An 18,637-nucleotide genomic window follows, 5' to 3' on the forward strand; every position below is an offset into this window, starting at 1 on the left:
CAGTCTCCGGACCTCACCCATGCTTCGGCGGACATTAGCAGCATTCGTCAACGATCGCCGCCTGCCGCCCGGTGGGACGGATCACGCAAAGGCATCTGAAACAGGCGGAACAGCCACCACAGCGACGGCACCAGGATCACGGCACCGGCGAGGACGGCCCACAGCGTGGCGCGCATCACGGCCGGGGTCGCGGCCATGCCGGAGACCGTGGTCGCCGGCGGCAGCAGGTACGGGTACTGCGCGGCCGCCCACCCCCACAGCACCGCGGCGACGGCGAGCCCGCCGGTGACCCGCACCGCCGCGTACCGGCCGGCGGCGAGCAGCCCGATCGAGGCGAGCCCGGCCAGCGCCGACACGACGACGAGCGCGGCCGGCACCGGCCGCCACAGCCGGTCGGCGAGCCAGCCCGCGTCGAGCTCGACGACGACGAGCCCGGCGACCGCGAGCACCCCGGTGCCCGCACCGGCCCACAGCGCCCGGCGCCGCAGCCGCGGTACGAGATCCGGGGCCTCGCGCCGCGCGTCGAAGATCAGGAACACGGCGGCCAGGTAGGCGCACACGGCCACGGCGAGCGCCCCGGTCGCCACCGAGGTCGGGTTCCACCACGAGGTGAGCAGGTTTCCGCGGCCGGCGGTCCACGGCGGCACCCGGCCGGACGCGATGCCCCCGGCGACGGCGCCGAGGAAGAACGGCGTGACCACGGAGGAGAACGCGAACAGGGCGCCGAAGATCCGCTGCCGGCCGAGGGTGCCGCTGGTCTTGCGGAAGGCGAACCCGGCACCGCGGCCGATGATGCCCAGCGCCGCGCAGGTCAGCGGGATGTACATGGTGGCGGCGACGCCGGCGAACACGGCCGGGAAGGCGGTCCACAGCAGCACCATCGCGAAGATGAGCCACACGTGGTTGGCCTCCCAGATGGGCCCGATCGCGTGCTCGATGAGCTTGCGCTGGCGCATGCCGGTGCGGGCGCCGCCGGCGAAGAGGTCCCAGAACCCGGCGCCGAAGTCGGCGCCGCCGAAGAGGGCGTATGCGGTGAGGGCGGCGAAGAGCACGCCGAGGAGCGCGTCGGCGGAGGTCATCACGGCACCGGGAAGGTCTCGACGTCGGACTCCCGCGGCGCGACCGGCACCGGTTTGTCCCGGGCGAGCCGGCGCAGCACGTACACGGTGGCCACGGTGAGCAGCGTGTACACGACGAGTACCACGACGAGCCCCGTCCGCAGCCCGGGTGCGGTGTTGACGGCGTCGTGGGTGCGCAGGACGCCGTAGACGACCCACGGCTGGCGCCCGACCTCGGTGGTGGTCCAGCCGGCCTCGAGGGCGAGGACGGCGGCCGGGCCGCACAGCGCCGCGGCGCGCAGGAACCAGCGGTTGGTGAGCCAGCCTCGCCGCCATCGCCAGATGAACGCGAACGCGGCGGCGACGGCGAGCATCGCGAACCCGGCGCCGACCATGAGCTGGAACGACCAGTGCACGACGTTGACCGGCGGCCGCTGGTCGGCGGGGACGGTGTTGAGCCCGGCGATCTCGGCGTTGGGGTCCCAGTGCGCCAGCAGCGACAGCGCGTTGGGGATCTCGATGGCGTAGCGCAGCTCGCCGTCGATGGCCACGCCGCCGAGGTGCAGCGGCGCGCCGCGCTGGGTCTCGTAGAGGCCCTCCATCGCGGCGAGCTTGACCGGCTGGTGGGTCGCGACGTGGTGGGCGGCCCAGTCACCGACGCCGACCTGGACCGGCGCCATGACGGCGGCGACGGTGAACGGCACGAGGAAGCCGAGGCGGTGATACCGGTCGGTGCGCCCGCGCAGCATGCCGACCGCGTAGACGGCGGCCATGCAGAAGCCGGTGACCATGAACGCGGCGACCATCATGTGCACCGACTGCGGCCCGGTGGCCGGGTTGAACATGGCGCCGAGCGGGTCGACGCCGGTGATCCTGCCGTCGACGAGGTCGAAGCCCCTCGGCTGGTTCATCCAGGCGTTGGCGCTGACCACGCAGAACGTCCCGACGATCCCGGCGATCAGGACCGGCACCGCGGACCACATGTGCGCGCGGGCGGAGAGGCGGTCCCAGCCGTACAGGTAGATGCCGAGGAAGATGGCCTCGATGAAGAACGCGAATCCCTCCAGCGTGAACGGCAGCCCGATGACCTGGCCGTAGGTGCCCATCAGGCCGGGCCACAGCAGCCCCATCTCGAAGCTGAGGACGGTGCCGGAGACGGCGCCGACGGCGAACAGCACGCCCATCGCGCGGGCCCAGCGGCGGGCGAGGAGCCGGTAGTGCACGTCGCCGGTGCGGTGGCCGCGCCACTCCATGAACAGCGTGATGGCCGGCATGGCGACGCCGAAGCTGGCGATGATGATGTGCCAGCCGAGCGACAGTGCCATCTGGATCCGGGCGGCGGCGAAGTCGCCGGGCGTCGCGGCCTCGGCGAGATAGGTGATGGACGGTGACAGCAGGGATTCCACGGGATGCCCCCTATTGCCTGCGTGGTGTGCCTGCTGTTCTATCGCCGTCGCCGGCGGGCACGCGCGCCGATGCGCCCGAAAGCGGTGTTGAACACGTTCGGGAACTTTTCCCGCGTTTCACGAGTAGCATGGCTACATGTGTCGTGCCTACAGGTCGACTCTAGATATCGGCCGGCGGCGCGATGAACTGCGCCAGCGCCAGCAGCGACACGATGAGCACGAGCCCGGCGCAGAAGAGCCGGCGCCGCCGGATGTTCTCGTACGCGTGCCACCACGCGATCGCCGCCTCCGACACCGGCCCGGCCACGAACCCGCCGGCCCGGACCCGCCGGGGCACCACCATCGGCGCCAGCCGCACCGCCGTGCTCACAGAGACCCGGCGCGCCGGCGGCTCCTCGTCCCGCTCCGGCGTGACGGTGATCTGCAGGTCGTCGTCGTCCCGCTCCGCACCGTCCCGCTCGTCGAGCCAGAAGCGCTCCGACCGGCGCCGGAACACCCGCCCGAGGAAGTCGTCGGCGGCCCGCGCCTGCCCGAGCCGGGTGCGCTGCAGCTCCAGCCACGACCAGCGGGTCGCCACGTCGGTGAGCACGTCGACGTAGAGATGGTCGGCGTCCTGCTCGCCCCCCACGACCCGTACCGAGTCGCGCCGCAGCGGTTCCAGATGCCGAGTGACGAAGGCGACGTACCCGGCCGGCGGCTCCGACGTCATCCGCATCACACCAACGCGCATAGACCACATCGTCGCTCTCCGCGCTCCGCAGCGCCAGCAACGGCGTCGCGGAGGCCGCGGCCCGGAGTGGGAACCCCCACCGATGATCGAGCGGAGCAATCGTCGGGCCAAGTACACCCTAGGATCGCCCCGTGGGCTCTGCGTTACCCGTGGGCCGGGAGATCCTCATCCCCGGCGAGCTGTCGGTCGCCATCGACGAGGGTGGCATCCGCACGGCCGGCGGCATGTTGTCCGCGCTGCTGTACACCACCGACGGCCTCGAGCGGCACGGCCAGCGCGAGATGGTCTTCGCCGTCGCCCGAACCGGCGCGCCCGCGCCCGGATTCCCCTTCACCATGGCCCGCACCGTGCACCGCTTCGCCGCCGAGGGCCGGCTCGTCGACGCCGGCGACGTGAGCGTCTTCGGCCGCCCCGGCGTCGACGTCGACGAGCGCGTCACCGGCTTCGTCTACGCCGACCCGCCCGCCGCCCTGCCGTCCACAGTGGAGCTGCCGCGCCCGCCGCTGATCGCCCTGCCGCTGCTGGGCGGCGAGACGGCCGTCGTGCAGCGCTTCGGCCACGCCCGGGTCCTCGCGCTGCTCGGCGCGCAGGAGCGCTACTACCCGCACCCGTGGTGGTTCCGGCCCGGCCGCGCCCCGGTCCTCGACGACGCCGAGTTCCGCGCGGCCACCATGCTGTCCCGGGCGCCCGCCTACAACCTGCCGTTCCTGAGCGTCGTCCACGACGGCGACCGGCTCGAGCTGTCGGTGGCCGCCGAGGAACTGCCCTCGCTGCGGGAGGCGATGCGCGAGGCGCCCGACGTGTGCGCCTACCTGCCGGGACTCGCCGGCACCCCGAAGACCTACGTGTGGGCGCCCGGCCAGTCCGGCCCCGCCGCGATCGTCGCCCCCGGTGGCGAGCGGGCCACCCGGCTCGCCTGCAACTTCCTGCTGATCGTGCGCGGCGCGTCGGGCCCGCCGGGCGCCGGCGCCGACCGCCAGGCGCCGACCGCCCGCCAGGTCGAGGACGGTTTCGCGGTACTGCTGACCGGCGCCATGTACGCCCGCCTGCTGCAGGCCGTCGAGGCCGGCCGCCCCGTGGAGATCGGCCTGCCCGGCGGCGCCGTGCGTGCGCTCGCGTTCCGGGTCGCCGACGCCGCCGGCGGCGCCGCGGCCCAGCCCGAGGCCGGCCCGGACGCCGTCAACGCCCTGCCGCCGGACCTGCTCAACGGTGTGCCGGCGGCCACCACCATGGCCGCCGGCGACCTGCGCGGCACCGCCCGTCCGGCGCAGGGCGGCGCCCAGGATCCCGGCCGCGGCCGCATCGTGCTGCTCACCAGCGAGGAGCAGCTGCGCCAGGCCACCACCCCGGCCGAGCTCAGCGACTTCCTCGACCGTGCCCGCCGGGTCGTCGAGCGGCTCTTCGCCGGCGTGCGCCACCACACCGAGGAGCTCATGGTCGAGTTCCGCCTGGCCCCGAATCGCCCCGTCGCGGTGCGCATCATGGCCCGTCCCGAGGCCCCGCCCCGCGAGCTGCAGGTCGTCCTGGAACGGCAGCTGCAGGCGCTGCCACCCCCGACGATCCGCTACACCGAGGTCGCCTTCCAGCTGCACCTGCCGGTCGGCTGACCCGGAGACCGGCGAGCGCTACACGACATCGGTGAGCCGGACGATCATCTTGCCCAGGTTCGCGCCGCGCAGCATGCCCAGGAACGCCTCCACCGCGTCGTCGATGCCGTCGGCGAACGTCTCCGAGACCCGCATCCGGCCCTCCCGCAGCCAGCCGGTCATCTCCTCGGTGAACGCCTCCCGCCGCGCCCAGTGGTCCAGGACCAGGAAGCCCTGCATCGTCAGCCGCTTGCTGATGAGCAGGCTCAGGTTGCGGATACCGGTGGCGTCCGGGGTGTTGTACTGCGAGATCGCCCCGCACACCGCGATCCGCCCGTGCACGTTCATCCGGAACAGCGCCGCCTCGAGCTGCTCGCCGCCCACGTTGTCGAAGTAGACGTCGATGCCGTCGGGGGCGAGCCGCTTGAGCTGGCCACGGACGTCTCCGTCGCGGTAGTTGAAGGCGGCGTCGAAGCCGAGCTCCTCGGTGAGATACCGAACCTTCTCCGCCGACCCGGCCGACCCGATGACCAGCCGGGCGCCGCGCAGCCGGGCGATCTGCCCCGCCAGGCTGCCCACGGCGCCGGCCGCCCCGGAGACGAACACCGTCTCGTCCGGGCGCATCCGGGCGACGTCGAGCAGCCCGGCGTACGCGGTGAGCCCCGGCATGCCGAGCACCCCCAGGTACGCCGAGGCCGGCGCCGCCGCGGTGTCCACGATCCGCACCCGCTCGGCGTCCACCAGCGCGTACTCCCGCCACCCGAGGCCGTGCAGGATGCTGTCGCCGACCTTCACGGCCGGGCTCCGCGAGGCCACGACCGTGCCGACGGCGCCACCGTCCAGCGGCGCGCCGAGCTGGAACGGCGGCACGTAGGAGGGCACGTCATTCATCCGGCCGCGCATCGCCGGGTCGACGGACATGACGTCGTTGCGGACCAGCACCTGGCCGGGGCCCGGCTGTGCTGCCGGTTCCTCCCGGAGCTCGAAGTCGGTCTCCGCGGGGAATCCGGTCGGCCGGGCGGCGAGGTACCAGACCCGGTTCACCAGGGTCGCGTCCATGCCCGTCACGGTAGCGCGCGATCGAGCAGCGCGCGATTCGAGCCGCGCGCTGGTCAGCGTCCGTCGAGGGTCGCCAGCTTGTCCGGGTTGGCCACCAGGAAGATCCCCGCGATGCGACCGCCGGCCGCCGAGACCGCCAGGGTGTACCGGTGGCGACCCTCCATCAGCAGCGCCGGGGCGCCGTTGAGGTGCACCGGCGCGGCGGTGAAGGGCCGGCCCAGGATCGCGGTGAAGAACCGGACCACCTTGTCCCGGCCCCGGACCGGGTTGCGGGCCGCCCGCACCCGGCCGCCGCCGTCGCTCCACGCCACCACGTCGTGGCGCAGCAGCCGCTCCAGCCGCTCCACGTCGCCGAGCCGGGCCGCGGCCACGAAACCGTCGATCAGCCGGGCCAGCTCCGCCGGGTCGGTGCTGAAGCGGGCCCGCCCGGCCAGGGCCTCGGTCGCCCGGCCGCGATGTGACAGCCGCCGGTGTGGGCTGGGCCACCACCGGCCCAAATTCACTGGTTGCAGCGGCCGGCACTTAGGGTTCAGGGGTGACCTCCACCACCTGGCGCCACCTGCCGCCCGCCGCCCGCGCGATCGCCGTCGCCTCGGCCGAGGCCGTCGATGCCGCCCGCGCCCGCGACGCGGAGGCCTACCCGGACGCCGTCGAGCGCCTCGCCGCCCTCGACCCGGAGCAGACCGGCCGCGTTCTCGGCGCCGTCGTGCGGGCCCTGCTGGAGGAGCGCCACCCGGACGGCCTGGACGGCGACGACGTCCGGGCCGCGCTCGAGCACGCGGTGCGCGCCGCCAACACCTGGCAGGACGTCGACCCGCAGGTCATGGTGGTGCTGCTGGTGGGCGCGCTCGGCATCCACGAGCAGGACGAGGAGGCGCCCGTCACGCCGCGCGCGCTCGCGGCCCACGCCCCGCTGCTCATCGCGGATCTGCTGCAGGCCCGGAGCCTTCCGGTGTACCTGGAGAACGCCTTCGCCGAAATCCAGCGCTCCGAGGTCCACGACGACTGATCCGCGCCGCCGTCAGCGGGAGCCGCCGCGGAAGCCGTCTCGGAAGCGGCGGAAGAAGCCGCCCTCCTGCGGCAGCGCCGGTGCGGCCGGCGGCGCCGTGGCCCGCTGCCGCGCGATCGGCCGGTCGTAGTCCGTCCGTGCGATCGCGTCCACGACCTGCGCCTCGGTGAACTGCTCCGACCCCTCGATCATCGGCACGAACCCGACGAGGATCCCGTCCCGCATCACCTGCGCCTCGAGCCCCGCGGTGCCGTCGGTGTCCCAGACGGCGACCCGTCCGTCGAACAGCGCCACCCGCACGCCGAACTCCGACAGCCCGGCCTTCGCCATCTCCAGGTGCGCCGGCACGCCACGCTCACGCAGCGCGTCGACGACCCTGCGCGCCTCGAACTCGTCCATCCCGGAACGTTAGCGCCAAACCCTGTGAGCTGTCTGAACGTCGTACGGGAGCAGCATGGGCGCACCCGCCCGCGCGGCGAAGGCGGGCCCGTGACGCGCGTCGCTTCCGCTGTCGGCTTGGCAGCAATGGGGGAGTGAACGCGGCCGGCGGCCCAATACCGTCATTTCCGTGCCGCGAACCACCGTGGGCGGCCGGCAGCAACGACCCGACAGCGATTTGGAGCACATCCCGATATGAGCGACGACTACACGCCCTTCAGCACCGACCTCGACGGCGACGGGGTGGAGGACCAGGCGGTGATCTACACCCTCGACGACGGCAGCAACGTGCTCGTCGGCGACATCGACCACGACGGCCACGCCGACATCGTCGCCCTCGACAGCAACGGCGACGGCGTCTACGAGCAGATGTACGACATCAACACCGGCGTCACCACCGACCTCACCGACCCCGGCTACGGCTCCGACGGCTACGGCAGCGCCGACTACGACGGCTCCGGCGGCAACCTCGACGGCGACATCTCCTCCGCCGAGGCCACCGCGGGGAACGGCACCGACGGCGGCCACCTGGACGCCGGCACCGTCTCCGACATGCTGGCGATGCAGCACGAGACCTCGATGTCGATCATCAACAACATCTGATCCAGGCCGGGCCGGACGGCCGGGCGTGTTGGCGGCACCGCGCAAGCCGGTATACATGATCCCGATGGCACCGTTCGGCCCCCTGCTCGTCGCCGACCTCGTCGGCATCACCGTCTTCGCCGCCTCGGGCGCCGCCGCCGCGGTGGCCAAGCGCCTGGACCTCTTCGGCGTGATCTTCGTCGGCTTCATCGCCGCGCTCGGCGGCGGGATCATGCGCGATCTCTTCGTCAACGTCCAGCCGTTCGCGTTCGTCGACTGGCGGTACTCCGTCGTGGCCGTCCTCACCGCGGCCGCGACGTTCTGGCTGCACCCAGCCGTCAACCGGCTGCGCTGGACGGTGCTCGTCCTGGACGCCGCCGGCCTCGGCCTGTTCGTGGTCACCGGCACGCTGAAGGCGCTCGACGCCGGCGTACCACCGATCGGCGCCTGCATCATCGGCATGATCACCGGGATCGGCGGCGGCCTGGTCCGCGACCTGCTCACCGGCGAGATCCCGACCGTGCTGCGCCGCGAGATCTACGCCGTGGCCGGCCTGGTGGGCTGCGCCTCGGTCGCCGCCCTGGACGCGATCCACCTGCAGCGCCCGCTGGGCATCGCGCTGGCCGCCACCCTCACGTTCGCACTGCGTATGGTCGCCATCCGCCGCAACTGGTCCGCGCCGACGGCCTCCTGAGCGCCGCGCTGGGGTGCGGCGGCCCGGCCGAGACGATTCGGCCGGCATTCCTGACATGAGGTGGCAGGAATAGGCGCGAAGATGACGCCATGACCGGATTCGCGAGCCTCATCATGGTGAACATCGACTGCGCCGAGCCGCCCGTACTCGCCGATTTCTACAGCGAGGTCCTCGGCTGGGACGTCACCCACAGCCAGGCTCAGTACGCGATGATCAGCGACGGCACCACGTCCATCGGCTTCGGGCAGGTGTCCGCGTACGAGGCGCCGACCTGGCCCGAGGGCCCCACGCCGAAGCAGTTCCACCTCGACTTCTACGTCGACGATCTGGCCGACGCCGAGGCCCGCGCGCTCAAGCTCGGCGCCACGAAGCCGGAGTTCCAGCCGGGCGGCGACCGGTACACAGTCCTGCTCGACCCGGCCGGCCACCCGTTCTGCGCCTGCCTGCGAAGCTGAAAGCTAGCCTGGCTCTCGCTTCGCTCGAGCATCGGTGGGGGGTTCCCACCCCACACCCCCCATGCTCGCTTCGCTCGCACTTTTTGTGGGCGCTTCGCGCAGTGGTTGGCGCAGTGGTTGCGGTTTTGGGTCGATTTGGGGCGCTCGCTCGTCAGGCTATTTACTCGGCTTAGAGCGACCGTCAATTGGCTGGCAGCGGCAGTCCGCCGAGCAAAGTCTCTGTGGTCATGCGCCCCGGCGCCCACAGTGCACGGGGTTCTCCTTGATCACGGAGCGAACGTGCTGCTTTACTCCGTGATCACGGCGAGCATGATGGTCGGGCGACGCAGATCGCAGGCACGGACTGCGCCGCCCGAACTCGGCTTCTCGCGATGCCAAGCGCCCAATTGACGGTCACTCTTACTCGGGTTCTATTTTGTCAGCGTTGATGAGGAGACGGACGGGGGTTTTGCGCCCAGGAAGAAGATGCCGGGGAAGCCGGCCGTCTCGAAGCCGGCGCTCGGGTTCTTGCGCAGCGTCGAGCCCTCGATCGACATGGTGCCGGTGCGGTCGTTGCTCACGAAGAACACCGCGCCGCCACCCTCGTTCGCCTTGTTCTGCTCGATCAGCGTGCCCGCGAGGCGGACGGTGAAGTTGTTGCCGTCGCAGTAGATCGCGCCGCCGCTGCCGCCGCCCGCGGTGCCCGACCGCGCCGGGTTGGCGCCCTTGCCGATCGCCGAGTTGTACGAGAACACGCTGTTGAGCACCACCCACGACACCTGGATGCTGCTCAGCGCGCCGCCGTTGGAGCACACGCCGCCCTGGCCGGAGGCGCCGCCGAAGGTGCTGCCGACGATGTAGACGGGCTGGTTGTGGTACTGGCTGAGCACCCGGATCGCGGCGCCGCCCAGGTCCGGGCCCGTGTCGTCGCAGCGGTTGCGCACGAACCGCGTGTTGACCGCCTTGAACCGGCCGCCCCGCACGAAGATCGCGCCGCCGCCACCGCCCTCGGTCTTGTCGCCGGCCGAGTTGCCGTCGGCGAACGCGATGTTCTGCACCGTCAGCGCCGGGGTCTCCTGGTCCTGGCAGTGGCTGGTCGTCCACTCCTGCGCCTTGTCGCAGGTGTTCTGGTACAGAATCCGGCGCTTCCCCTCGCCGCTGAGCGTTACCTTGCCGCCACCGTCGATGACGACCCTGGGTGACCGGTTGCGTACCTTCGCGGTGTCTTTCAACACGATCGTCACCGGGTCCGGCCCGCAGTTGAACGTGATGATCCCGCCCGCGGCGACGGCCGCGACGAACTTCTCCGAGGTGCACCCGGCCGGGCTGCCCTCGCCGACGACCCAGGTCGGATTCGTGGTGTCCACCGCCTGCGCCTCCTGCGGCACGGCGGCATGCCCGTTGGGGTTGCCATTCGTGTACGACTGGCCCTTGGCCGCGCCGCCCGCGGACGACGGCGCCGAGCCGATGCCGCCCGCTCCGTCCGCTGCGCCCGAGGCTTCCGGTGCGCCCGAGGACTCCGCCGCCCCCGGGGCCGCGGAGTCGGCCGCGCTCGGCAGGAGGTCGGCGGGATCGACCGGGACGCGTTCATCGCCGCAGGCCGCCAGCGCGAGCGCGGCAACCACCAGCATGATCCCGAACCGTCGTCGCATTGGGGGATGGTAGCCCGCACGGCCCAGTGGCAGGAGGGTCCCTGCCGCCCCTGCGGCACCGCGGCGTTCGTCGAGCTGCGGGTTACGGTACCCCCCATGAGACCGCACCTTGCCGAGCAGCTCGACATGCGGCCGCACCCCGAGGGCGGCTGGTACCGCGAGACCTGGCGCTCCCCGGTGACGTTCGCCCCCGACGGCTACGCGGGCCCGCGCAGCGCCGCCACCGCGATCTACTTCCTGCTGCACCCCGGCGAGGAGTCCGCGTGGCACGTGGTGCGCTCCGACGAGCTGTGGTTCTGGCACTCCGGCAGCCCGCTCGCGCTGCGCCTCGGCGGCTCCGGCGACCGTCCCGGCCCGGGCCCGGAGGTCCTGCTCGGCGCCGATGTGACCGCCGGCCAGCGCCCGCAGGGACTCGTCCCCGGCGGCGTATGGCAGTCCGCCGCGCCGGCCGGCGACGAACCGGTCCTCGTCAGCTGCGTGGTGGCGCCGGGCTTCGACTTCGCCGACTTCCGCCTGGCTATCGGATAAATCCGGACGCGGCGGCGTCCGGATTTGTCCGCAGGCGTGGTTCAGGCGGCCGCGCGGCGCGCGAAGCTGAACGCGTAGATGCCCGAGATCTTCACCCCGCCGCGCTCCGTCGACGCGTGCACCATCCGGCCGCCGCCGACGTAGATGCCCACGTGCCCCGTCGACGGGAACACCAGGTCGCCGGGCTGCAGCTCCGCGCGGGAAACGGGCCGGCCCCACCCGGCCAGACCGCCGGTCGTGCGCGGCAGCGACAGTCCGGCCAGCCGGTACGCCGCGACCACCAGCCCCGAGCAGTCGAACGCGTCGGGGCCGGTCGAGCCGAACGCGTAGCCCTTGCCGACCTGCGCCAGCGCGAAGCCCACCACGCCGGACGGGGCCGGTCGGCGGACCGGCGGGGCGGCGACGCCCGGCGGAGAGCCGGCGGAGCGCCGTGCGGTGGCACCCGGGCGGCCTGCCCGGTCGCGGCTGTCCTGATCCTGGTTGGTCCGGTCGCGGCTGGCTTGATCCTGGTTGGCTCGGTCGCGGTTGGTTCGATCTTGGTTGGTCCGGTCGCGGCCGGTGCGCTTCCGGCCCGCATCGGCGGCGCGCCGGGCCTGGCCCGATCGCGAGGCCCGCGGCGACCCGTCCCGAACCGAGCCGAGCGGTGTGGACTCCGGCGCGGGAGAGCCGGCGGTCGGCGTGGCGGGCTCCCGGATGCCCCGAACGACGCCCGACAACTCCGCGAGGCGGTCCGGGTAGACGGTGTCGGGACTCGGAACAGCTCCGGGCGAGGACGAAGCAGCGCCGGAGGAGAGGGCGGGCGCACCGTGCGTGGTGTTGCCGCTCATGAGGGCGCCGCCGAGGACGGCGCAGGCGGTCGTGACGGCCGCGAGGGTGCGGCGTAACGGATGTGTGGACAGATGGAGCTCCCCGTTCGGCCCGGGGCACACCTGCGCTCTCCAGTGGCCGCGCGCACGGGGCATGCCGGCGCACGGACCCGGCCGGCGGCGAGGACTGCGTCCGTCGCCGGCCCCGGAGACCCGGGCAATGATCACTGCCGAAGCCAAAATAAACCGGCGTTCCCGGGCTTTCGGCCATTTCGCATAAATCGCCCTGATCGCCCCGAGACCATTTCGGGTGTACCGCCGAAGAAGGCGACGTTCGATCAACCCTTCGACGACGGTGGCTCGGGCTCGGAAATGTCGGCGACCGTCGCGTCCAGTGCCGCGATGGCGGCGTCTGCCGAGACGGCCAGGGCAACGCCGTGCCGGCCGCCGCCGAGTGAGATCTCGCGGCCCCGGATCCGCTCGTCGGCGATCACCGGCCACGCCGTCGACGAACCGAACGGCGTGATCGTGCCGCGCTCGAAGCCGGTCGCGTCCTTCGCCGTGGCCGCGTCCGGCATCGACATGCGCGCGACGCCGAGCAGGGCCCGTAGCTTCGGCCAGGAGATCACCCGGTCGAGGGGCAGCAGCACGAAGCGGTAGTCGCCCTCGCCCAGCCGGACCACGATGGTCTTGACCACGTCGGAGACCGCCATCCCGCGCGCCGCGGCCGCCTCGGCCGGGCCGCGCACCGGGCCGTGCTCGACCACCCGGAAGGCGATGCCGCTCGCCGCGACCCCGGCGACGGCCGGATTGTCGGAGAAGTCCGAAGCGTGGGGCATGCCGGTCACTGCACCAGCGGGCGGACGCGCTCGGCGACGAACCGCACGAAGCCCTCCGGGTCCGGGTCGTCGGGTGTGGGCTGCAGGATCACGCTGTCCGCGCCGGCCTCGGCCCAGCGCGCGACAGCCTCGGCGAACGCGTGCTCGTCGCCGGCCACCGACACGTCGCGGGCGGGGTCGGTGTGCCCCCAGCGGGCGCGCTCGGCCGCCATCCGCTCCGCGGCGTCAGGGCCCGTGGCCGCGTGCAGGTAGACGACGACCGGGTGGGCGTCGGTCCGCCCGGCCGCCGAGCGCCCCTGGTCGATCAGGCCGCGCGCCCGGCGTACCGTCGCCGGATCCGTGCCTCCGGTGAGCACCGTGCCGTCGGAGACCTCGCCGGACAGGCGAAGGGTCTTGTCGCCCGTCGCGCCGAGCAGGATCGGCGCCGCGCCCGGCGGGGGCCAGTCCAGGGCCACGTCGTCGAGGCGCACGTACCGCCCCTGGGTTGACAGCCGCTCGCCGCGCAGCAGCGCCCGCAGCGCCTCCGTGTACTCCCGTAGCAGCGTCAGCGGCGACGCGGCCCGCGCCCCGACCTGCCCCATCCAGTCCTGCACCCCGTGCCCGGCGGCGATGACCGCCCGGCCCGGGAACATCCGCAACAGCGTCGCGATCTCCATCGCGCTCAGCGCAACGTTGCGCAGCGGCACCGGTAGCAGCCCGACACCCACCCGCAGCCGCGACGACCACGCGAGGGCCGCGGCCGCGGTGGTCAGCCCGCCCTCGAGGAAGCAGTCCTCCCACAGCCACAGCTCCTCGAGCCCGGCCTCGTCGGCGGCGCGCACGATGTCGCGCAGCCGCTCGGGTGGCAACTGCGGCAGAAACACGGTACCCAGCGTCGTCATGGACGAAGTCTCGCACTCCGCGACCGGGCCCTTTTGGACGCCGCTCGTCCCGCGACGGCCGATCGCACCCGGAATCGTCGGTACTTCACGGCACAAACGGCCCACGATCGGCCGGAGGTACCGCCCGGATCAGCGGAATGCTTCCGGTGAGGACGGCAGGTACGGTCCGGTCGGGCGAGGGGACCGGTGGCGGTTCCGGGATCGGCGGCAGTACGGGGGCCGGCGGCCCCGGCGGCCCGGCCGGAAGACGAGAAGAGGGGCGCGCATCGCGCCCCTCTTCGTTGCGGGCCCGGCTCCCGCGGAGTGTCGTCCACCACGGGCTTGCATGATTATGCACTGCCTCGTATATGCTTCATGCGTGTCCAAGGTCCTGAACTCCCTGCCCGTCGGCGAACGCGTCGGGATCGCCTTCTCCGGCGGCCTCGACACCTCGGTGGCGGTCGCGTGGATGCGCGAAAAGGGCGCCATCCCGTGCACCTACACCGCCGACATCGGCCAGTACGACGAGCCCGACATCGCCTCGGTCCCGGGGCGCGCCACGGCGTACGGCGCCGAGGTCGCCCGCCTGGTCGACTGCCGGGCGAGCCTCGTCGAGGAGGGCCTCGCGGCCCTGGCCTGCGGGGCGTTCCACATCCGCTCCGGCGGCCGTGCGTATTTCAACACCACGCCGCTCGGCCGCGCCGTGGCCGGCACCCTGCTGGTGCGCGCGATGCTCGAGGACGACGTGCAGATCTGGGGCGACGGCTCCACCTTCAAGGGCAACGACATCGAGCGGTTCTACCGCTACGGACTGCTCGCCAACCCGTCGCTGCGCATCTACAAGCCGTGGCTGGACGCCGAGTTCGTCGGCGAGCTCGGCGGGCGTAAGGAGATGTCGGAGTGGCTGCTCGCCCACGGGCTGCCCTACCGCGACAGCACCGAGAAGGCGTATTCCACCGACGCGAACATCTGGGGCGCCACCCACGAGGCCAAGTCGCTGGAGCACCTCGACGCGGGCATCGAGATCGTCGACCCGATCATGGGCGTGCGCTTCTGGGACCCGGCCCTGGAGATCCCGGCCGAGGACGTCACGATCGGCTTCGCGCAGGGCCGCCCGGTCACCATCAACGGCAAGGAGTTCGCGACCGCCGTCGACCTGGTGCTGGAGGCCAACGCCATCGGCGGCCGGCACGGGCTGGGCATGTCCGACCAGATCGAGAACCGCATCATCGAGGCCAAGAGCCGCGGCATCTACGAGGCGCCGGGCATGGCGCTGTTGCACACGGCGTACGAGCGCCTGGTCAACGCGATCCACAACGAGGACACGGTCGCCGCGTACCACAACGAGGGCCGCAAGCTCGGCCGCCTGTTGTACGAGGGACGCTGGCTCGACCCGCAGGCCCTGATGCTGCGCGAGGCCCTGCAGCGCTGGGTCGGCACGGCCATCACGGGCGAGGTGACGATCCGCCTGCGCCGCGGCGAGGACTACTCGATCCTGGACACCAAGGGCCCGGCCCTGTCGTACCACCCGGACAAGCTGTCGATGGAGCGCACCGAGGACGCCGCGTTCGGCCCGGTCGACCGCATCGGCCAGCTGACCATGCGCAACCTCGACATCGCCGACTCGCGGGCGAAACTGGAGCAGTACGTCACGCTCAACGTGATCGGCAGCCCCCACCCGATGCTGATCGGCGCCAACCAGACCCCGTCCGCCGACCTGATCGGCGCCATGCCGGCCGGCGGCGCCGCGGCGATCGCCGCGCGGGGCGCCGTGCCGGAGGACGCCGAGCTGCTCGACCACGCGGCCATCGAGTCCGGCACCGACTGACCCTTTCGCCCGCGTCCCCGGCTCCCGGTGTGTCGGGGTCGACCATGACTACCGTCGACCGCGACCGCTCGTGCCGGGGACGCGGCCATACCTTGCCGACCTTTGGGTTGGCCACCGACGCCCAACTCGCCGGAACCGGAACCCGCTTCACCCGTGGCCGGGTTCGTCCAGGCCTTGGATCTTGTTGACGGTCGCCACTCGGCGGATCCAGATGCCGAGCCGGTCGAGATCGGTACAGTTGGCGATGTCGGCGCGGATCTCGTCGGGGACCTCGATGCCCCGAGCGTCGAGGACAGTAAGCACCGCCCTGGCCATCCCGCGCGCTTCACCTTTGCTGAAGTGTCTACGGGCGAATTCACTCTGGTACCGGTGGCTCGCAGACAGATTTATGTCACGCATTATTTATCGACGTGATCTCAGCAAGGTTTCGGTAGGTTCGGGTATTCGAAATGGGTGAGGATGAGGCCAGCGCGGACGGTGTCACCGATGGCGGGCTGGCGGTGGCGTGGGTGCGCCGACGGTTGGTGAGCAGCGCGAAGCCGCGTTCGCCGGGTGCACGTTGGTGCGCAGTAGCATGCCCGGTTGTCCGGGCCAGTCGGGTGCGGCGTTCGATGGCCGGCAGGCACGACACGTAGCGGACCGGTTCCCTCGGCACGTCAAGGACGGCACGGTAGACGACCACGGATAGCAGGGCACCGACAAATTCGAGTTCTGTCCGTTTTGGAACACCAATCGCGATCCGGCCCCCTGTTCGTGGACCTCTGAGCGACAACAGCACGGTGGGACAATTCGGACATCTCGCAACTTTGCCGGGCCCTGTCACGGATGGAGTCCTCATCCGTAGGTGGATCTTCGAGGGCTTCGCCCAGCTTCCAGCACTGTCCGACGTGGACGGTATGGCTGTGGCGGTCACATCCCGGCGGCATGCTCGCTGCGATCACGTCATTCGGGAGTCTGCACCGGTGGTCCATGGGGACGGTGGTTGCTTGTTCCTGCCGTGCGGAGTATTCGGCGGAAATGCCGCTCGGCCGTGCGCGGCATTGTCGAACGACGGCCGCGATGCACCGTTGGCCGTATATTTCCGCCGACCGTTCGATGCGTTGCCGGACCGGCGGGCCGGCGCGGCTGTGACGTGGATGCGCGACGACGCTTCGGGCCAGGACCGGTCCGTGCGACGCCGTCCACCTGGCGGGGTGCGGGATCGCAGTCGTTTGCCGCGGTGCTGCTCGCGGGACGTTGTTCCTGCTCAGGTGGCGTGACTGGCGGAGGTGGCCAGGGCGGCACCGGTCCCTGCACCGAACCGTCGCGCTGGTCACTGATCGCTGGCGGGGTGTCGCCGCGGATACGGCGGAGTTTGTCGGCGTGACGTCTGGCGAGGCCCCAGTCTCGATGCCGTGCGTGCTCCCGGCGGAACTGTTCCTTCGCCGGAGAATAGCGACGTGACCTGGTGCGGTCACGCATGGCAGCCAACTCCGCTCTTGAAAACAATCCCAGCTGCCCCATACATATGATTATCCCAGAACCCGACCGAAACCACCGCCCCGAACGGCAGTCCATTTCAAGGTGATCTCAACGAGGATGCCTGTGAAATCTGGATGACACGCCCGGATCATCCACACTGGACAATTCTGGACGGGGCGTGGAGTCATCGGTAGATGGGTTCTCACCACAAGATTCTTCTCCATGGTGAGGACTCCACGTGATCACATACCGTGTCACGGTCGACGTGCCCAAGGAACTGGTGGCCCATGTCGCCGCGCTCGTGCTCACCCAATTCGAAAACCGAGACCTACACAGTTCTCACTGAGATCACCTCACTGCCCGCGGTCCGTCCCAACTCAGTCGCAATGCGCCGCCAACCCCTGTCTGGCCTTCGGCGACCGGCGCAGTCCCGACGATCTAGGCGGCGCGTCAGCGGTCAGCACCCGCCGGACCGTCGACCCGCTCAGCGCAGGCCACACCCAGCGCTGACACCAAGCGGGCAGGTCCGCCGCTCGCCCACCTGCACGAGGTGTCAAGAAATAATGACGCCATTCACTGCCGGCACCCGCTAACGCTAAAGGCGCGTGGGGGGCAACTCGCCTCCCACGCGCTTTTGAGCTAGGAATCACATTCGGGGACTTTCCCAGTCGGCGACACCAGGCGCGCTGCTCGGCTGCCCGCTGGGACCTTTGTCGCCGCGTGAGCCGGAGCGGCCGTCAACAGGGATCCCGCCGCGGTCCGATCGGGTCAACGCTCGCGACGGCCATTGGCTCGTCACTAGCGGGGCGGCTGGCCCGGAAGAGATGGTGGCCGCTGTCGCCGTCGGGTACGAAGACGTCGTCGTCGATGTTCAGGCCGGCGCCGGTGATCCAGCCGCGATACGTGGCCGCGTCCGCCTGGCTCCACCACATCGGCGCCGGGCCGCCGAGCCAGTCCTCGTCGGTGCCCGTCCACTCGTGGGAGCCCGTGGTGGCCAGCAGGATGCCGCCGGGGCGCAGCCAGGTGGCGATCCGGGCGATCAGCGGCTGCTGCGCGTCCAGCGGCATATGGATGAGCGCGTAGAGGCACACGACCGCGTCGAAGGAGCGCTCCGGGAAGGCGACCCTGGTGGCGTCGGCGCGCAGGAACGTGGCCCGCGGGACCAGGCGGCGAGCCCGCTCGATCTGCACGTCGCTGAGGTCGACGCCGGTGACGTCGTGGCCGCGCTCGGTCAGGGTCCGGGCGACCGGAACGCCGCAGCCACAGCCCAGGTCCAGCACGCCGGCGCCGGCCGGAAGCCGCTCGTGCAGGGCGGCGAGCCAGGCGGCGTACTCGGCCGGCTCGTCGTCGTCGCGGCGGTACCGGTGCGAGAGCGCGTCGTAGCCGCGGCGGACCAACGCGGTGGGGTCGAGCGCCGTCACCGGCTCATCGTAGGCACGCGGGCGGGGTCACGGCGAGCCGCTTTTGTTCATCGTGTACGCGGCCGGGCCGGTGGCCGCCGTGGTCCGCGCGCTGGTCGCCGTGCGCCGCCGCGACGTGTGACCACGCGGCAGCGCCGTCCGGCCCGGCGGGTGGCGTCGCGGAGCCGGGCGGTCGCCGGTCCCGCCGCCACGGCCGCGCAGGCCCGCGACGAGTACGTGGTCCGCCGCCATGAGCGGCGCACCATG

The 18,637-nt window shown here is 71.9% G+C and carries 19 protein-coding genes; 7 read left to right on the plus strand and 12 right to left on the minus strand.

Annotated features, from left to right (window positions below; translation table 11 throughout):
• Positions 1–47: 47 nt before the first annotated feature.
• The 3 genes from ABT297_RS18980 to ABT297_RS18990 form a co-directional block, all read right to left on the minus strand.
• Entirely contained in the window at positions 48–1,079 is a 1,032-nt protein-coding gene (locus ABT297_RS18980) for a cytochrome d ubiquinol oxidase subunit II (protein ID WP_350550974.1), read from the minus strand.
• The gene (locus ABT297_RS18985) at positions 1,079–2,464 is read right to left on the minus strand and encodes a cytochrome ubiquinol oxidase subunit I (protein WP_350550977.1); all 1,386 of its coding nucleotides are present in this window, start codon (positions 2,462–2,464) and stop codon (positions 1,079–1,081) included. Before ABT297_RS18985 ends, ABT297_RS18980 begins: the two co-directional genes overlap by 1 nt.
• Before the next feature lie 160 nt (positions 2,465–2,624).
• Positions 2,625–3,194, minus strand: coding sequence for a hypothetical protein (locus ABT297_RS18990; protein WP_350550980.1), 570 nt, complete (start codon positions 3,192–3,194; stop codon positions 2,625–2,627).
• A gap of 131 nt (positions 3,195–3,325) precedes the next feature.
• Here ABT297_RS18990 and ABT297_RS18995 point away from each other — a divergent pair, with 131 nt between their 5' ends.
• Positions 3,326–4,801: a hypothetical protein gene (locus tag ABT297_RS18995; RefSeq protein ID WP_350550983.1), complete on the plus strand. Its 1,476-nt coding sequence runs from the start codon at positions 3,326–3,328 to the stop codon at positions 4,799–4,801.
• A gap of 18 nt (positions 4,802–4,819) precedes the next feature.
• On the opposite strand, the gene ABT297_RS19000 is transcribed toward ABT297_RS18995, so the two are convergent.
• Both ABT297_RS19000 and ABT297_RS19005 read right to left on the minus strand, forming a co-directional pair.
• The gene (locus tag ABT297_RS19000) at positions 4,820–5,839 is read right to left on the minus strand and encodes an NADP-dependent oxidoreductase (RefSeq protein WP_350550986.1); all 1,020 of its coding nucleotides are present in this window, start codon (positions 5,837–5,839) and stop codon (positions 4,820–4,822) included.
• A 53-nt stretch (positions 5,840–5,892) separates the two neighbouring features.
• The gene (locus ABT297_RS19005; RefSeq protein ID WP_350550989.1) at positions 5,893–6,342 is read right to left on the minus strand and encodes a sigma-70 family RNA polymerase sigma factor family protein; all 450 of its coding nucleotides are present in this window, start codon (positions 6,340–6,342) and stop codon (positions 5,893–5,895) included.
• Positions 6,343–6,374: 32 nt separating this feature from the next.
• Between ABT297_RS19005 and ABT297_RS19010 the strand changes: the two genes are divergently transcribed.
• On the plus strand, positions 6,375–6,848 hold the full coding sequence (locus ABT297_RS19010) for a hypothetical protein (protein ID WP_350550992.1): 474 nt from the start codon (positions 6,375–6,377) through the stop codon (positions 6,846–6,848).
• Positions 6,849–6,860: 12 nt separating this feature from the next.
• On the opposite strand, the gene ABT297_RS19015 is transcribed toward ABT297_RS19010, so the two are convergent.
• Positions 6,861–7,247, minus strand: coding sequence for a hypothetical protein (locus tag ABT297_RS19015; RefSeq protein WP_350550995.1), 387 nt, complete (start codon positions 7,245–7,247; stop codon positions 6,861–6,863).
• 234 nt (positions 7,248–7,481) lie between these two features.
• On the opposite strand from ABT297_RS19015, the gene ABT297_RS19020 reads away from it, so the two are divergent.
• The 3 genes from ABT297_RS19020 to ABT297_RS19030 all read left to right on the plus strand — a co-directional run bounded on the left by ABT297_RS19020 (position 7,482) and on the right by ABT297_RS19030 (position 9,017).
• A complete protein-coding gene (locus ABT297_RS19020) occupies positions 7,482–7,889 on the plus strand; it encodes a hypothetical protein (protein WP_350550998.1) in 408 nt (135 codons plus the stop codon).
• A 64-nt stretch (positions 7,890–7,953) separates the two neighbouring features.
• Positions 7,954–8,562 carry a trimeric intracellular cation channel family protein gene (locus ABT297_RS19025; RefSeq protein ID WP_350551001.1) on the plus strand — a complete coding sequence of 203 codons (609 nt, stop codon included), beginning with the start codon at positions 7,954–7,956 and terminating at the stop codon, positions 8,560–8,562.
• An 89-nt stretch (positions 8,563–8,651) separates the two neighbouring features.
• The gene (locus ABT297_RS19030; protein ID WP_350551004.1) at positions 8,652–9,017 is read left to right on the plus strand and encodes a VOC family protein; all 366 of its coding nucleotides are present in this window, start codon (positions 8,652–8,654) and stop codon (positions 9,015–9,017) included.
• Between the two features lie 410 nt (positions 9,018–9,427).
• Here the strand turns inward: ABT297_RS19030 and ABT297_RS19035 are convergent, their stop codons facing one another.
• The gene (locus ABT297_RS19035) at positions 9,428–10,648 is read right to left on the minus strand and encodes a hypothetical protein (protein WP_350551006.1); all 1,221 of its coding nucleotides are present in this window, start codon (positions 10,646–10,648) and stop codon (positions 9,428–9,430) included.
• A gap of 96 nt (positions 10,649–10,744) precedes the next feature.
• Here ABT297_RS19035 and ABT297_RS19040 point away from each other — a divergent pair, with 96 nt between their 5' ends.
• On the plus strand, positions 10,745–11,176 hold the full coding sequence (locus ABT297_RS19040; RefSeq protein WP_350551008.1) for a cupin domain-containing protein: 432 nt from the start codon (positions 10,745–10,747) through the stop codon (positions 11,174–11,176).
• Between the two features lie 41 nt (positions 11,177–11,217).
• On the opposite strand, the gene ABT297_RS19045 is transcribed toward ABT297_RS19040, so the two are convergent.
• From ABT297_RS19045 to ABT297_RS19055, 3 genes are all read right to left on the minus strand, one after another.
• Positions 11,218–12,105, minus strand: a complete 888-nt coding sequence (locus ABT297_RS19045; RefSeq protein ID WP_350551011.1) for an NlpC/P60 family protein — start codon at positions 12,103–12,105, stop codon at positions 11,218–11,220.
• 215 nt (positions 12,106–12,320) lie between these two features.
• A complete protein-coding gene (locus tag ABT297_RS19050; protein WP_350551013.1) occupies positions 12,321–12,821 on the minus strand; it encodes an aminoacyl-tRNA deacylase in 501 nt (166 codons plus the stop codon).
• Between the two features lie 5 nt (positions 12,822–12,826).
• The gene (locus tag ABT297_RS19055) at positions 12,827–13,702 is read right to left on the minus strand and encodes an LLM class flavin-dependent oxidoreductase (RefSeq protein WP_350551016.1); all 876 of its coding nucleotides are present in this window, start codon (positions 13,700–13,702) and stop codon (positions 12,827–12,829) included.
• 358 nt (positions 13,703–14,060) lie between these two features.
• On the opposite strand from ABT297_RS19055, the gene argG reads away from it, so the two are divergent.
• Complete coding sequence (gene argG, locus ABT297_RS19060; protein ID WP_350551019.1) at positions 14,061–15,509, plus strand: argininosuccinate synthase; 1,449 nt, start codon at positions 14,061–14,063, stop codon at positions 15,507–15,509.
• A gap of 147 nt (positions 15,510–15,656) precedes the next feature.
• Here the strand turns inward: argG and ABT297_RS19065 are convergent, their stop codons facing one another.
• Both ABT297_RS19065 and ABT297_RS19070 read right to left on the minus strand, forming a co-directional pair.
• Entirely contained in the window at positions 15,657–15,824 is a 168-nt protein-coding gene (locus ABT297_RS19065) for a hypothetical protein (protein ID WP_350551022.1), read from the minus strand.
• 1,883 nt (positions 15,825–17,707) lie between these two features.
• Positions 17,708–18,391, minus strand: coding sequence for a class I SAM-dependent methyltransferase (locus tag ABT297_RS19070; RefSeq protein WP_350551023.1), 684 nt, complete (start codon positions 18,389–18,391; stop codon positions 17,708–17,710).
• Positions 18,392–18,637 lie beyond the last annotated feature (246 nt).

The sequence above is a fragment of the Dactylosporangium sp. NPDC000555 genome (genome assembly GCF_040300025.1).
Classification (GTDB): Bacteria; Actinomycetota; Actinomycetes; order Mycobacteriales; family Micromonosporaceae; genus Dactylosporangium.

Excerpts from the sequence above, each read along its gene's own strand:
- ABT297_RS19050 (WP_350551013.1), bottom strand. The coding sequence starts at position 12,821 with ATGCCCCACGCTTCGGACTTCTCCGACAATCCGGCCGTCGCCGGGGTC.
- ABT297_RS19000 (WP_350550986.1), bottom strand. The coding sequence starts at position 5,839 with ATGGACGCGACCCTGGTGAACCGGGTCTGGTACCTCGCCGCCCGGCCG.
- ABT297_RS18990 (WP_350550980.1), bottom strand. The coding sequence starts at position 3,194 with ATGCGCGTTGGTGTGATGCGGATGACGTCGGAGCCGCCGGCCGGGTAC.
- ABT297_RS19065 (WP_350551022.1), bottom strand. The coding sequence starts at position 15,824 with ATGGCCAGGGCGGTGCTTACTGTCCTCGACGCTCGGGGCATCGAGGTC.
- ABT297_RS19035 (WP_350551006.1), bottom strand. The coding sequence starts at position 10,648 with ATGCGACGACGGTTCGGGATCATGCTGGTGGTTGCCGCGCTCGCGCTG.
- ABT297_RS19025 (WP_350551001.1), top strand. The coding sequence starts at position 7,954 with ATGGCACCGTTCGGCCCCCTGCTCGTCGCCGACCTCGTCGGCATCACC.
- ABT297_RS19055 (WP_350551016.1), bottom strand. The coding sequence starts at position 13,702 with ATGACGACGCTGGGTACCGTGTTTCTGCCGCAGTTGCCACCCGAGCGG.
- ABT297_RS18980 (WP_350550974.1), bottom strand. The coding sequence starts at position 1,079 with ATGACCTCCGCCGACGCGCTCCTCGGCGTGCTCTTCGCCGCCCTCACC.
- ABT297_RS19030 (WP_350551004.1), top strand. The coding sequence starts at position 8,652 with ATGACCGGATTCGCGAGCCTCATCATGGTGAACATCGACTGCGCCGAG.
- ABT297_RS19040 (WP_350551008.1), top strand. The coding sequence starts at position 10,745 with ATGAGACCGCACCTTGCCGAGCAGCTCGACATGCGGCCGCACCCCGAG.
- ABT297_RS19015 (WP_350550995.1), bottom strand. The coding sequence starts at position 7,247 with ATGGACGAGTTCGAGGCGCGCAGGGTCGTCGACGCGCTGCGTGAGCGT.
- ABT297_RS19020 (WP_350550998.1), top strand. The coding sequence starts at position 7,482 with ATGAGCGACGACTACACGCCCTTCAGCACCGACCTCGACGGCGACGGG.